The sequence below is a fragment of the Paenibacillus sp. 01T443 genome (assembly GCF_056398325.1).
Genome location: NZ_JBFTPE010000011.1, coordinates 192079 through 207504 on the forward strand (window position 1 = coordinate 192079; position 15426 = coordinate 207504).

Below are 15426 nucleotides of genomic sequence, written 5' to 3' on the forward strand. Positions count from 1 at the left end.
AGGTTTTCGAACGATATACTACCATTTTCCCCTAATTTATTCACTGTGCAATGTCACTAGAAAAAGGTATAAAGAGGCTAGAAACTGATGGTAGAGGCAATGATAGAAAAGATTACGATTGATAAACAAGAGTTTTTCCCGAAAAACTGCTCATTAAAAAAGAGGATTCTGACACATTATGCGCACAAAATCCTCTTTTTGTTTCTATGCTCTGCCGATTGCAATCCAGTTAATGTCTCCACTGGGATCATGACTGATGCGCGTACGAATTACGGTAATTGTTGCTTGTTCGGCCGTTTTGGATAGTATGACTGCATAACAAGCGGGATTATCAATCGTCGCTGTCAGTACGTAACGATCGTCCGTGAAAGGCTCTTCGAACGAAATAACGACTTGAATCTGCTCTTCTTGAGAAGTGAAGCTAAAGGGCGACAATCCGAACTGTTGCTTAGCGACTCCGCTCCTTGAAGTCGATATAACCGGAGAAAAACTTAATCTAGATAGCTCAATCGGCGTTTGCTGCAATGGCAGAATTGATCCTTGGTCAAAAATATACTCTTGCAGCAGGCCTGGTGCGAGCTTATCTGCTGTCACACTGCCCGCAGCTAGCTGCTCGTGTCCCACACTTCCATGCGCTAACTTCGTCGTCGTTACACTGCCATCCGTCAGTTGCTCTGTTCCTACGCTTCCATACGCCAGCTTCTCCGTCGTTACGCTGCCATCTGTCAGCTGTTCTGTTCCTACGCTTCCAAGCTCCAGCTTCTCCGTCGTTACGCTGCCATCTGTCAGCTGTTCCGTTCCTACGCTTCCAAGCTCCAGCTTCTCCGTCGTTACGCTGCCATCTGTCAGCTGTTCCGTTCCTACGCTTCCAAGCTCCAGCTTCTTCGTCGTTACGCTGCCGTCTGACAACTGCTCAGAACTTACACTTCCAAGCGCTAACTTCTTCGACGTTACGCTGCCATCCGTCAGTTGCTCTGTTCCTACGCTTCCAAACGCCAGCTTCTCCTTCGTTACACTGCCATCTGTCAGCTGTTCCGTTCCTACGCTTCCGAGCGCCAGCTTTTCCTTCGTTACGCTGCCGTCTGACAACTGCTCAGAACTTACACTTCCAAACGCTAACTTCATCGTCGTTACGCTGCCATCCGTCAGCTGCTCAGAACCTACGCTTCCATGCGCCAGCTTCTCCGTCGTTACGCTGCCGTCTGACAACTGCTCCGAATTTACACTTCCAAACGCTAACTTCACCGTCGTTACACTGCCATCCGTCAGTTGTTCAGTTCCTACGCTTCCGAGCGCCAGCTTTTCCTTCGTTACGCTGCCATCCGTCAGTTGCTCTGTTCCTACGCTTCCGAGCGCCAGCTTTTCCTTCGTTACGCTGCCTTCATACAGATGCTCCGTTCCTACACTTCCATGTTCCAGCTTCGATGCAGTCACGCTGCCCATGGACAATTGCTCTGTCCCTACGCTCCCAAGCGCCAGCTTTTCCATCGTTACGCTGCCATCAGAAAGCTGCTCTTCCCCTACGCTTCCAAGCGCCAGCTTTTCCGTCGTTACGCTTCCTGCCGACAGCTGCTCTTCCCCTACGCTTCCAAGCGCCAGCTTTTCTGTCGTTACACTTCCTGCCGACAGCTGCTCTTCTCCTACGCTACCAAGCGCCAGCTTTTCTGTCGTTACGCTTCCTGCCCACAGCTGCTCTTCTCTTACGCTTCCAAGCGCCAGCTTTACCGTCGTTACACTTCCTGCCGACAGCTGCTCTTCTCTTACGCTTCCTATCGCCAGCTTTTCCGTCGTTACGATTCCTGCCGACAGCTGCTCTTCTCTTACGCTTCCTATCGCCAGCTTTTCTGTTGTTACACTTCCTGCCGACAGCTGCTCTTCTCCTACGCTACCAAGCGCCAGCTTTTCTGTCGTTACGCTTCCTGCCGACAGCTGCTCTTCTCTTACACTTCCTATCGCCAGCTTTTCCGTCGTTACGCTTCCTGCCGACAGCTGCTCTTCCCCTACGCTACCAAGCACCAGTTTTTCCGTCGTTACGCTTCCTGCTGACAACTGCTCTTCTCTTACGCTTCCCTGCGCCAGCTTTTCCGTCGTTACGCTTCCTGCTGATAGCTGCTCTTCTCTTACGCTTCCCTGCGCCAGCTTTTCCGTCGTTACGCTTCCTGCCGACAGCTGCTCTTCTCTTACGCTTCCCTGCGCCAGCTTTTCCGTCGTTACGCTTCCTGCCGACAGCTGCTCCTCTCTTACGCTTCCCTGCGCCAGCTTCTCTGTCGTTACGCTGCCCTCCGACAACTGCTCTTCTCCTACGCTACCAAGCGCCAGCTTTTCTGTCGTTACACTTCCTGCCGACAACTGTTCCTCTCTTACGCTTCCAATCGCCAGCTTATCCGTTGTTACGCTTCCTGCCGACAGCTGCTCTTCTCTTACGCTTCCAAGTGCCAGCTTTTCCGTCGTTACGCTTCCTGCCGACAGCTGCTCTTCACCTACACTTCCATGCGCAAGCTTTTCCGTCGTTACGCTGCCTGCCGACAGCTGCTCTTCACCTACGCTTCCCTGCGCCAGCTTTTCCGTCGTTACACTGCCCGCCAAGAGTTGTTTTGATCCCACACTTCCGAGTGCCAGCTTCTCTATCGTTACGCTGCCCTCCGACAATTGCTCTTCTCCTACACTTCCAATCGCAAGATTTTCAGTCGTTACACTGCCCGCCGAGAGTTGCTTCGTTCCAACGCTTCCAAATGCCAGCTTTTCCTTCGTTACGCTGCCGGCCGACAATTGCTTCGTTCCAACGCTTCCGAAGGTCAGCTTATCGGAGGTTACACTCCCTGCCAAAAGCTGCCTCGATCCAATGCTTCCCTGCGCCAGCTTCTCCGTTGTTACGCTGCCGGCCGACAGCTGCTCCGTACCCACGCTTCCATGATCCAATTGCTCGGCTTTCACGCTTCTCAGTGCTAGCTTCTCCGTCGTTACACTGCCTTGTGAGAGCTGCTCCATTCCGACGCTTCCATGCGCCAATTTCTCTGTCGTTACACTGCCGACTGACAGTTGCTCCTCGCCTACGCTTCCAAATGCCAGTTTATCCTTCGTTACGCTGCCTGTCGAAAGCTGTTCCTCACCTACGCTTCCATGCGCCAACTTCTCTGAAGTCACACTGCCCGTCGACAGTTGCTCTGCTTTTATACTTCCTAATGCCAGCTTTTCCGAAGTTACGCTGCCGTCTGACAACTGCTCATTTCCAACGCTTCCGAGCCCTAACTTCTCTTGACTTACGCTTCCTGCTGCCAGCTTTTCCTCGCTTATGCAGCCATTTGCAACTTTCTCCGTCGTTACGCTGCTTGGAGCAAGCTGATCCGAGCCTACGCTTTCAAACGCCAGCTTTTCCGTCGTTACGCTGCCTGCTATCAGCTTCTCCGTACTTACGCTGCCGGGCGCCAGTATCTCTTCAATCACGCTTCCGGGCGCCAGCTTCTCTTCCGTAACGCTTCTTGCGGACAGCTGCTCCTCGCCTACGCTTCTAAGCGCCAACTTCTCGGTCGTTACGCTGCCTGCAGAAAGCTGTTCCTCACCTACGCTTCTGAGAGCCAGCTTCTCCATTGTTACGCTGCCGGCTTCCAGTTGTTCTGCTCCTACGCTTTCGAGCGCCAGCTTCTCGGTCGTTACGCTGCCTGACGTAAGCTGTTCCTCACCTACGCTTCTGTGAGCCAGCTTCTCCATTGTTACGCTGCCGGCTTCCAATTGTTCTGCCCCTACGCTTTCGAGCGCAAGCTTCTCCTTCGTTACACTGCCTGCCGAGAGCTGCTCTGTGCGTACGCTGCCGATTGCCAGCTTTTCAGTCGTTACTCCGTAATCTTCCAGCTGGTCTGCTCCTACGCTCCTGAGCTCCAGCTTCTCCTTCGTGACGCTGCCAACAGCCAGCTGTTCTGTCCGGACTGCACCCGTTTCGATTTGCTCACTGCCAACCGCAGCTGCGAACAACTTCTCACGTGTGACAGCACCTGAAACGAGCTGAACCGTTCCTACGCTGTTTTCTGCCAATTGCTTTTGGCTAACTGAACCCTGCCTAACTTTGCTGCCGGGAATCGTATCATCCGATATTTTCTCGAAAGCAAGCACTTCGTCAGCAAGATGACCAAGCGTAATCGTCCCCTTGCGAATGTGATAACCTTGAATCGTATCGGCCTTAAAATGCTTACCCGCTAACGATTCCAGCTGCACGTGCTCTGCCGACACCGCCCCGAAATCAATCTTCTCCCCAGTTACTGCTCCAGCCTGAATGGCCGACTCGCTTACGCTCTCCGCATCCAAATTCGCCGCCCTCACAGCGCCTGGCTGTAAATGCTTCGAGCTGATTGACAGTTCCGTCAGTTTATCGGACGTAATTGTACCGTCTGCTATGTGCTCTGTGCTAACAGCACCTTGCTGCAATGCTGCAGCTCCGACTGAACCGATTTGCAGCTGTTTTTTTCCTACGCTGTCAGCAGAGAGCTTCTCCTGGGTAATCGATTCTTCTGCAATATGGGCACTGTGCACACTATTTTCACCTAAGTGAATACCAAGCACCGAAGCATTAGCCAAATGCCGGCTCTTCACGGCTTCATCTGCGATTTGCTTTGACTGGACAGAACCAGTTGATAACTTCTCTGCGTTTATGACGCCATCCTGCAGCGCATCTGTACCAATCGATTGGGCAATTAGATGATTGGTTCCAATAATACGATCCTGCAAATGCGATGAACCAATCGCACCATGTCCAATATGCTTAGCTTTTACGGATTCATCCGCTAAATGGTCAGATTGAACCGAGTTCGGAGCGATTTTTTCGCTTATCACGCTTCCATCCGCTAGCTTCGAGGTTAAAACACTTAAATCAGCCAGCTTATCAGCAGTTACAGATTCCGGGGACAGCTTGAGTGAATTGACGATATGATCGGCCAAATGATGTGAAAATACGACACCAGGTCCGATATAACTCTCCGTCACAGCGCCGTAAGCCAGTTTACTGCTCGTTACTGCTCCGTCCTGCAGATTTTCCGTGTCGATTGCATTAACCGCCAGATGGCTATTGTCTATAAGGCCTGGCTGAAGATGCTCCCCGTTTACTGCTTTCGGCGAAATGGACTCTTCCGTCACGGCCCCTGCGGAAAAATGATATGCTCTTAACGCTTCTGGAGCTATTTTCTGAAACGTAATGCTGTCATCCTTCACATGTCTCGATTCTACAGAGCCGTTCGCCAAGCTGGATGAGGTCACTGCCCCTTCGGTTAGCTTGGACTTGGTTACGGACTCATCGGCTAATTGCATCATGCCAACAGCTGCCTTAGCGATATGTTCTTTCCGAACAGACTGCAGCGCAAGCTTATCTTCGTTAATAATGCCATCCTGCACATGCTCTCTCATAATGGCATTCGGCGCAATCTGCTCCGTCGATATCGATTCGGCTGCCAGATGCCATTGCAGGATTTGAGCTTCGGCAATTTTGTCTGATGTAACGCTGAAACGTCCCAGATGACGATTATGCACCGCATCGTTAGACAGTTTTTGCCCGTTGACGCTTTGGTCTGACAGCTTTGATAAAGTAATGGCATGGTCGACGATTTTGATCGTCGATACCGATTGATCGGCTAGCTTCGCGGATGTAACGGAAAGGTCAGCCAGTTTACTGCTGTTGATTTGTTCCGCACCGATGTGACTGTTCTGAACGGCTCCCGCTTGAAGATGTACCCCAGCTACCGACCCAGAGGATAAGTGCTTGGCTTTGACGGCATCCGTCCGCAGCTCTCTGGCACCTACTGATCCCTCGGCCAAATGATTGGCGTAAATTTCCCCCTGCGCTAAATGTTTACCCTTAATGGCGCCTGGCGCAACATGATCGGCAAGCATTAAGCCTGGTTTCAAATGGATGGCGTCAATCGACGCGGGCGCAATCTTCTCGCCCGTAACCGCCTCGTCGCGCAGCTTTGAGCTTGTAACGGCAGCATCGCCCAGTTTGGAGTTGTTAATGATGTCATTAGACAAATTTTCTGCACGAATCGTACCGCTTTGTATTTTGTCCGACGTAATTGATTGGTCTTCAAGCAGATCTGAGGTAATAATGAGCGATTTTAAATGTCTGGCTTCGATCGAACCATCGGCTATTTTGTGTGAGCTGATCGTACGATTTGCCAACTTCTCTGACGAAATGCTTCCGTCCTGCAGCTTGCTGCCGCTGATCGAGTGATCCAAAATTTTATCTCCGGAAATCGAGTGATCCGTCAAATGGAATCCCGTTACCGATTCCGGCGCGATTTTAGCGGATGTAACGGCGCCGTCCTCGATATGGATATTTTTTACGGCGTAATCTGCAATGACTTCCGATTGGACGCTGCCAGCTCCGAGCTTGCTGCTTTCGATTGCGCCTGCTGCAATTTTCTCGGTGGTAACGGAGTAGTTGACCAAATCATCCGTATAAATAAACGGAGTAGGCCCTTCCGGGTATTTCTTTTCCTCCAGCTTCGCCATCTTCTCTTCTTGGCTCATTTCCTCATCATCCACTATTTCATAAATCTCATCGATTTCAGACGCATCAATCTCGAGCAAATCAGGCTGCTCTTCGTCTGAAACTTCTGCTTCGGCGCTCTCCATTTCCAAAGTAGCGCTTGCCGCATGGATTGTAATCGTGGCTTCTTCCTCATCTATGGCATTGACCGTTCGCTCTACTGCCGGCGGATTAGGTGAAGCAACTTTCTTCGTTTTAGACTGATCCAGCCACTTTAACTCGGAAGTATTCGGATTATCAACATAAAAAAGCGGCTTTCGCCCCTTCGGGCTTTTCCCTTTTCTGTTATTTTTCATAGTCCTCTCCTTCTTCCACCTGAAATGTCATAGGTAATATATGCAGGTACCCATAGGCACGCTACAAGGAGAGGCGACGAAAAAGGCTATCCAGCTCTACTTCAAACAAAAACCGCGGAAGCATACTGCTCTCCGCGGTTTTAAAGAAGCTGTTTATTTGGATCTGGATAACAAATATAAGAAATAAGGTGCGCCGATGACTGCGACGACGATACCGGTCGGAATCTCATTAGGCTGAAACGCCCAACGTGCGAGCGTATCCGCTACGATGACGAGCAAAGCCCCGACGAATGCCGATGCCGGAATTAACACCTGATGCTGCGGACCGACTAACCTTCTTGCCAAATGCGGCGCGATTAGTCCCACGAACCCAATGCCGCCGCCGACGGCGACGCAGGAGCCTGCCAGCCCCACGGCTGCCGCAAGCAGCCATGCCCGCTCTTTATTCACCTCGGCGCCCAGGCCGACAGCCATTTGATCGCCAAGATTTAATGCATTCAATGATTTCGCCTTATATTGAGCAAACGGTAAAATAATGATTAACCATGGCAGCAGAGCCAGTACGTATTTCCAGTTCGTTCCCCAAATGCTGCCTGCCATCCATACGGCAAAATACTGGTATTTTTCCGGTGAAAGGCGCAAAATCAATATTTGCATGGCTGCGCTAATCCCCGCCGCTACCGCAATACCGACAAGTATCATCCGAGTAGGCAGTAATCCGCGGTGCCGCTTATAGGATAAGACAAAGATAAGCAGCGCCGTCAGTGAGGCACCGATCAATGCCAGAAAAGGCATTAAGAAAATCGATCCCTTTTCCGTCGTAGGATAAAAAGAAATAAACAGAATGACGGCCAGACCTGCCCCGGCGTTAATCCCAAGCAGTCCCGGATCAGAAAGCGGATTGCGGGACAAACCTTGAATAATGCAGCCCGATACGGCAAAACCTGCTCCGATCAGGATGGAAATAACGATCCGCGGTAAGCGAAAATCAAATAAGATAAGCTCTTGCTTGGCTGTACCTGCACCGAACAACGTTTTGATCACATCGATTGGCGCTAAACGTATATGGCCTGTATTCATGCTTATGATGAAAGACGCTAAAATTAACGCGCTTAGCACGGTCATCACAGTAACCGCACGTTTTCTTCTGCGCAGCTCTGTAGCTGTAATGAATAAATTATCCACGGTTACTCCCCCTTCATTCTTGTTACGAGATAGAGGAAGTAAGGAACGCCGAGAACCGCGATAATAATGCCGATCGCTACTTCCTGCGGCGGATTAATAATTCGCCCGCCAATATCTGCAAGAACCATCAGGAGGCTGCCGAGAACAGCCGAGGACGGAATGATCCATCTATAGTCGACGCCGACTAGAAAACGTGAGATATGAGGAATGATCAAACCAACAAACCCTATGGAGCCCACCGCAGATACAGCCGTGCCAGCGAGAAGCAGAACGATAATGACGCCTGCCGCCTTTACCAGCCCCGTTCGCTGGCCAAGACCTGCCGCTACGTCATCTCCTAAGCTAAGCAGTGTGATTGAACGAGATAATGCAATGGCGCCGAGCAAACCGCCGATGACCCAGGGCGACACAATTTGAATTTGCTCCCATTTTGTTCCTGCAACGCCGCCTGCATACCAGAAAGCCAAATCCTGACCGATTTTGTAGTAGAGAGCGATGCCCTCCGTAAGCGCCAGCAGCAGCGCGCCGACAGCAGCACCGGCTAACGTTAGCCGGACTGGCGTTAAACCGCCTTTGGCCATCGATCCGATTCCGTAGACGAGTCCCATGGAAACAGCAGCACCGGCAAAACATACAAACATAAGTCCCATATAGGAAATGGACGGAAAAAACGCAAAGCAAAGTGCCAGCATAAAACCTGCGCCTGCGTTAATGCCGAGCAAGCTTGAATCCGCGAGCGGATTCCGGGTCATTCCCTGCATAATCGAACCGGCTACTGCAAATGCCGCGCCAACCAAAGCAGCCGCCAGCGCACGCGGCATACGAAGCTCCTTGATAATCTGATGCTGAATATTATCTGCGTCGAAATGGAATACGCCTTCCCATACGGTAGCGAGACTTATATCCACTGCACCTACTGAGATAGATAGCGCGAGGGACAATAAAAGCGCTGCTATCCCGCCAAACAAAATAATCGTGGCCATTAATGGCCGTGTGCGCAGCTTGGAGCCTGCCAGCGCTTTCGCATTTAATGGAGAAGACATCATCTAACTACCCTTCTATATGTATACTTTGGATTAAAATAAACGGACTAATCGCAGCTGCCGCAAAGGAGTCACAAGGGTAAGATTCTTATGGCATAAAAAAAAATCCGCTTCATTGATAACGATTCTCGTTTTCAATATAGCAGATTTTATATGAATTTTCAATGCAAGAATGAAGCCATTTCGTGACGAAATGGCTTCATTCTATTTCATGGCGTGGGCCTTCATCCGATTCGCCGCGGTCGTAAAACGATTTGGAGCGAATCGGCTAATAGATGGCTTAACCTCTTTCCCCTCCAAAATGTCTGCGGTAAGCAGCGCCGTAATCGGACTTAACAAAATGCCATTGCGATAATGTCCCGATGCCATAATAACGGAAGGCATTCCGGAGATTTGCCCGAGAAGAGGCTGTCCGTCTTTGGTTGCGGGACGCAGGCCTGCCCAGCGATGTGCGGTTGACTTGCCCTCGAGAAATGGGAATAACCGATTGCTGCTGCGAATGAGGCGTCCGATTCCACGCTCCGTCACGCTTGTCTCGAAGCCTGCAACATCCTCGGATGCGCCGCAAACGAGGCGTGCATTATTTTTGCCAACCCAATAGGCTTGACTGGAAAAAACCATATGGCGAACTTCGGCAGCCTGATGCTCAAAAGAGCAAATTTGGCCGCGAATCGGGTGAATCGGAATCGTTAGCCCGAACCATCTCTCATAGGCGCCCGACCAGGCTCCCGCGCATATTACCAGCCGATCCGCATGTACGAGACTCTTTAAGGCTTGGGCGCGTACCGAAACCCCGCCGCTCTGATGCACTGACACATCCTCTATTTGACCGGCATGCTCAAGTATGCGAACGCCTAGATTTCGGCAGGCTGCTTCAAGCGATGCTACAATCTTAGGTGCGTACACGTGGCTCTCATTTGGCGTGAATACACCGGCAACCGCCGAATGCGCAATCATCGGCTCCAGCTTCCGAAGCTGAGCCGTATCGACAAGCTGGGCCTCGGCTCCCCATTCATTTTGCCAATCCAGCCTGGACTGAATGGGAAGAACATCCGCTTCATGCATAAACACATTCACGCTGCCGCTTTGTACCCATTCCGCCGACATGCCCGAGGACTCCTCGACGGCTTTTATCCACTCCGGATAGCATCGGAGACTGCTTAAGCAAAGATGAAAGAAATCATCCGGCTGCTCCGTATTTTCTGAATAGGGGGCAAGCATGCCGGCAGCTGCTCCGGATGCTTGCCCGCCCAAACCGTTTGGCTCAATAATCGTTACAAGCATTCCTCTACGTGCCGCTTCGAAGGCGCAGGACAAGCCGATAATGCCGCCCCCGAGCACGATTACCGATTGAGGCATTACTGCTCCCCTCCGCTGCCAGCCGCTGCTTCAAACAAAGAGCCGGCCCAATCACTGCTTGCCGATGCGTAACGTTTCTTCGGAATACGGCCTGCCAGCTTCGCTAGGCGTCCCGCTTCAATGGCTAAACGGAATGCGCGGGCCATCATGACCGGATCCTGCGCTTTTGCGATTGGCGTATTCGCTAATATGCCGTCCGCGCCCAGCTCCATCGCTTCGGCAGCATCCTTGGCCGACCCAATGCCGGCATCAATAATAACGGGAACACCCGCCTGCTCTGTAATAAGACCTAAATTATAAGAATTCAGCAAGCCGAGACCCGATCCGATCGGTGATCCGCCTGGCATGATCGCAGAAGCTCCCGCTTCCTCAAGCCTCCTGCAAAGCATCGGATCGTCCGATGTATAAGGAAGCACTATAAAACCTTCTTTGGCGAGCTGCTCCGTTGCGCGCAGCGTTTCTATGGGTTCAGGCAGCAGCGTACGGTGATCGCCGCTGATCTCAACCTTGATCCAGTTGCCAAGACCTGCTTCACGTGCCAGATGCGCAATTCTTACGGCTTCCTCAGCCGTTCTGGCTCCCGAGGTATTCGGTAAATAAATAATAGATCTGTCTTCAAAATGCTGCAGCACAGAATCGTCTTCCACGCTTTCGAGATTAACCCTTCTCACCGCGAACGTAATGACCTCCGAGCCCGATGCTTCAAGCGCTTCTTGCAGCACCGCTGGGCTTGGAAACCGACCCGTCCCGAACAAAAAACGCGATTGCAGCTTATGCCCGCCAATAACTAGCGAATCATCGCTTATCCAATCTTTCAACCCTCTCAGCCCCCTCCGACAAAATGAACCAGCTCGATAGACGCATCTTCAAGCAGCTCCGTTTGTGACCATAACGCACGCTGTATGATTACGCCGTTAAGCTCGACGACAAGCCTCTTATTCTGTTGTCCAAGCTGTATTACCAGCTCCTCAACATCCTTGGCACTAGTCAATTCCTCACGGCCGTTGATTTTAACCATCTTCGTTTCATTGGCTGACCCGTGCACGGCAGCTTCAATCCTCTCCAGTAATGCACGGCATATGCTCGCCGGATCTGCATGGCCGACAATCGCCGAAACCGCACAAATTCGCTCGGCACCCGCTGAAAGCACGGCATCAACATTGTTAAGCGTAATGCCCCCGATCGCGACAAAAGGAATCGAAATATGACGGGCTGCTTCCTTTACATAGCTTGTCGTGACAGCGGCACGGCCTGGCTTGGTGTCGGTCGGAAACACCGGTCCTACGCCGATGTAGTCCGCACCATCTTGTTCAGCAGCCAGCGCCTGTTGTAAATTATGCGTGGATATGCCAATAATGCGGTCAGGTCCGAGCATAGCTCTAGCTTCGCTGATCGGCATATCGTCTTGCCCTAAATGAACGCCATCCGCATCAACCTCAAGGACAATATCCGGGTAATCATTGATAATGAATGGCACATGAAATTTCCTAGTCAACTCGCGCAGCGCCTTTGCCTGCTCCAGTACTTCTTCCCTCTTGCCTGTCTTATTGCGAAGCTGCAAAATCTGGGCTCCTCCAAGCAAGGCTTGCTCCATCACTTCCACGACCGATTTTCCAGGGTGGTTGGATTCCGCTGTGATCGCATACAGCCGAAAATCCTGCCATGAAGGTCTACTCATCCTCTCACGCACCTCACTTTCATCAAAATCATTATTCAGCCCTGCAATAAATACGTTTTGCAAAGTTTAATTGCATTCTCAGCATCCGCCGTTCCTTGCACGAGCACACGTCCATCCGGGAAAAGAATGAGCAGCTCACCGCTTGGAAGCTCCGCTTTTATTAAGTAGCGATTCACGGTAAGCCGGCAGCCACGCCCGCCTAACGAATCCTCCAAAACGCCAAGAAGGAGCGGCATGCCTAATGTGACCTGCACCGTATCTCTCCCGCATAATACGGTTGAGACCATTGCTTCTTCCCGATACGGAGCCGCTTCTGCCGCTGTCCGGTCCACTCGCATTTCATGTCCCTGGCCGCAGTGCGAACAATCAGCATTTCCTGCAGGCAGCTCCGATTCTCTTAGCTTAAACTTCCATAAGTCAACGCTTAACCATGTTCCGCGAATCGCTGCTTGATTGCCGGAAAGCCATTTAATGGCTTCGCCTGCTTGCAGGGAGGCAATGAATTCGACAGCTGGCGCAAGCACGCCAACTGTATCGCAGGTGTCTCCCTCGCTTCCCGAATCCTCGGAGCCGATCAAGCAGCGCAAACAGGAGGTCTTCCCGGGTATAAGCGCAGCCTGCATGCCTTGTGCGCCTGCTACCCCGCCGTAAACAAACGGAATGGCTTGTTTAAAGCATATATCGCTAAGCAGCAGCCTAGTCGCTGCATTGTCTGTTCCGTCAAGCACGAGACTTACGTCTCTCGCCAGCATTTCGATATTCGATGCATTAACATCCGCAACGGTAGCTGCCACATGTACGCTGCTGTTGATTTTCCTCAGCTTATTAGCGGCCGCAGCTGCCTTCGGCAAAACAGCTATCGCATCCGCCTCATCAAACAGCATCTGCCGCTGCAGGTTACTGGGCTCGACGAAGTCCCGATCGACCAGTCTGACCTCGCCTACGCCTGCCCGCACCATATGCTGAGCCAGCGATGCGCCGAGCGCGCCAACACCGACGATGAGCACCGTGGCGGCTGCCAGCTTTCGCTGGCCCGCCTCTCCGATCGGAGCAAATCTCGTTTGCCTGGAATATCGATCCGTCATGGGGAACTCGGCGATATCAGCCATAAATCATACTCCCAGAAGCCTTGAATGCATCCGATTTTTCCTTCATACCCGCCTCAATTGCCTCTGTCGTTTCCATTCCGTTCTGCGCCGCATACTCCCTAATATCCTGTGTTATGCGCATGCTGCAAAACTTTGGCCCGCACATGGAGCAGAAATGGGCTGATTTCGCAGCATCCGCAGGAAGCGTCTCATCGTGATAAGCCATTGCACGCTCTGGATCAAGCGACAGATGGAACTGATCGCGCCACCGGAATTCGAATCGCGCCTTGGACAACGCATCATCGCGCAGTTTCGCCCTCGGATGACCTTTTGCGAGGTCTGCCGCATGGGCAGCGATTTTATACGTAATCACGCCTTCCTTCACATCCTCCTTGTTCGGAAGACCCAGATGCTCCTTCGGTGTTACGTAGCAAAGCATTGCTGTACCGAACCATCCGATCATCGCGGCGCCGATCGCCGAAGTAATATGATCATAGCCTGGAGCAATGTCCGTTGTAAGCGGGCCTAGCGTATAGAAGGGAGCTTCGTCACAAACCTCAAGCTGGCGGTCCATATTTTCTTTAATAAGATGCATCGGCACATGCCCTGGGCCTTCGATCATGACCTGTACATCATGTTTCCAAGCGATTTTTGTCAGCTCACCCAGCGTATCGAGCTCGGCAAACTGTGCGGCATCATTGGCATCGGCAATCGATCCCGGTCTCAGTCCGTCGCCAAGCGAGAACGAAACGTCGTACGCCTTCATAATTTCACATATCTCTTCAAAATGCGTATACAGGAAATTTTCTTTATGGTGGGCCAAACACCAAGCGGCCATAATCGATCCGCCTCGCGATACGATTCCTGTCACGCGCTTAGCCGTAAGCGGTATGTAACGCAGAAGCACGCCCGCATGTATTGTAAAGTAATCAACGCCCTGCTCGGCTTGCTCGATAAGCGTATCGCGGAAGACTTCCCAGCAAAGATCCTCTGCTTTGCCGTTTACCTTCTCCAGAGCTTGATAGATCGGCACGGTCCCTACCGGAACCGGCGAGTTGCGGACGATCCATTCTCTGGTCGTATGAATATTTTTTCCCGTGGACAAATCCATTATGGTATCAGCACCCCAGCGGGTGGCCCATGTCATCTTCTCTACTTCCTCTTCGATGGAGGATGCAACAGCTGAGTTGCCGATATTCGCATTTATTTTGACATGAAAGTTCCGCCCGATAATCATCGGCTCACTCTCTGGATGGTTGATGTTAGTCGGAATGATCGCTCGGCCGACTGCAATTTCACTCCGGACGAATTCCGCGCTCATCCCTTCGCGTATAGCGATATATTCCATTTCCGAAGTAATAATCCCCTTGCGCGCATAATGAAGCTGCGTCACGTTTTGCCCGGCTTTTGCTCGCAGCGGTTTTCGTGACAGGCCCGGGAACAATTCTGCTCCCCGCTCCTTCACTTTATCCTCCGATATAAAGCCGTTATCCTCTGGCTTTATTTCACGGCCTTCATAAGCCTCTACATCGCCGCGCTCCTGAATCCATTCGTTGCGGAAGGCAGGCAAGCCGCGCCTTACGTCGGCCTCATGGCCATCTTCGGTATAGGGGCCGCTCGCGTCATAAACCCTAATTGGCTCATTTGGCAGCTCTTCGCCATTTCTTCCCGAGCTTGCCTCGAGCGCGATTTCTCTCATCGGAACACGAATGCTTTCCTTGGAGCCAGTCACATAGACCTTGCGGCTGCCCGGAAGCGGAGTGGTAATAATTGACATTAAAAAAACCTCCCAAGTGGATAATTTAGAATTTCTCCTGGAGGCATACACAAGCATATAAGAAAGTTTAAAGCACCGCTGCTTTACACGCAGCCACTGGCTGCATGAGCTGCAATCGCTGGAGCGGGTTAAGCTACTTTGCAGCCCCTCCTTGGAGAAGCCCCACAGTCTGCCCAACAAAAAAAACCGCTCCAGCGAAGGAGCGGTCGAAGTGTGTCGTCATGCGAGTGTGACCTAGCCAAGGAACCCTTGGACAGATCTGCTCTGCTAATCTTAGATAATCGAGCTGACGAAGCAGCTGATTTCCGCAGAGCATTCACGCGCTGTTGCTTAAACGCACAATCCCACTTTCCTACGCTGGCATAACCCAGATCAGGTTCAAAGGGACCAAAGCGTTTCGCTTTATCTCAGCCATGACGGCGCCCCTAGTGGATTTCCTTGTTTGACTATAACGTTTTGTTAAGAAATGTG

General features: G+C 51.7%; 8 protein-coding genes and 1 riboswitch. All 8 genes read right to left on the minus strand.

The window, feature by feature from the left end; all coding sequences use genetic code 11:
- Positions 1 to 204: 204 nt before the first annotated feature.
- The 8 genes from AC1DLI_RS22105 to thiC all read right to left on the minus strand — a co-directional run bounded on the left by AC1DLI_RS22105 (position 205) and on the right by thiC (position 14955).
- Complete coding sequence (locus AC1DLI_RS22105; protein ID WP_477606475.1) at positions 205 to 6825, minus strand: WIAG-tail domain; 6621 nt, start codon at positions 6823 to 6825, stop codon at positions 205 to 207.
- Between the two features lie 153 nt (positions 6826 to 6978).
- Positions 6979 to 7950 carry a FecCD family ABC transporter permease gene (locus tag AC1DLI_RS22110; RefSeq protein ID WP_477606584.1) on the minus strand — a complete coding sequence of 324 codons (972 nt, stop codon included), beginning with the start codon at positions 7948 to 7950 and terminating at the stop codon, positions 6979 to 6981.
- A gap of 62 nt (positions 7951 to 8012) precedes the next feature.
- Positions 8013 to 9053 (minus strand): FecCD family ABC transporter permease, encoded by a 1041-nt coding sequence (locus AC1DLI_RS22115; RefSeq protein ID WP_477606586.1) that lies wholly within the window; start codon positions 9051 to 9053, stop codon positions 8013 to 8015.
- 204 nt (positions 9054 to 9257) lie between these two features.
- A complete protein-coding gene (gene thiO, locus AC1DLI_RS22120) occupies positions 9258 to 10412 on the minus strand; it encodes a glycine oxidase ThiO (RefSeq protein WP_477606477.1) in 1155 nt (384 codons plus the stop codon).
- Entirely contained in the window at positions 10412 to 11230 is an 819-nt protein-coding gene (locus AC1DLI_RS22125) for a thiazole synthase (RefSeq protein WP_477606479.1), read from the minus strand. The genes thiO and AC1DLI_RS22125 overlap by 1 nt, the downstream gene beginning before the upstream one ends.
- Before the next feature lie 5 nt (positions 11231 to 11235).
- Entirely contained in the window at positions 11236 to 12090 is an 855-nt protein-coding gene (gene thiE, locus AC1DLI_RS22130; RefSeq protein ID WP_477606481.1) for a thiamine phosphate synthase, read from the minus strand.
- A 35-nt stretch (positions 12091 to 12125) separates the two neighbouring features.
- Entirely contained in the window at positions 12126 to 13199 is a 1074-nt protein-coding gene (locus AC1DLI_RS22135) for a ThiF family adenylyltransferase (protein ID WP_477606483.1), read from the minus strand.
- Positions 13192 to 14955, minus strand: a complete 1764-nt coding sequence (gene thiC, locus AC1DLI_RS22140) for a phosphomethylpyrimidine synthase ThiC (protein WP_477606485.1) — start codon at positions 14953 to 14955, stop codon at positions 13192 to 13194. The genes AC1DLI_RS22135 and thiC overlap by 8 nt, the downstream gene beginning before the upstream one ends.
- Positions 14956 to 15287: 332 nt before the next feature.
- Positions 15288 to 15392: riboswitch (TPP riboswitch) on the minus strand.
- Between the last annotated feature and the right edge of the window lie 34 nt (positions 15393 to 15426).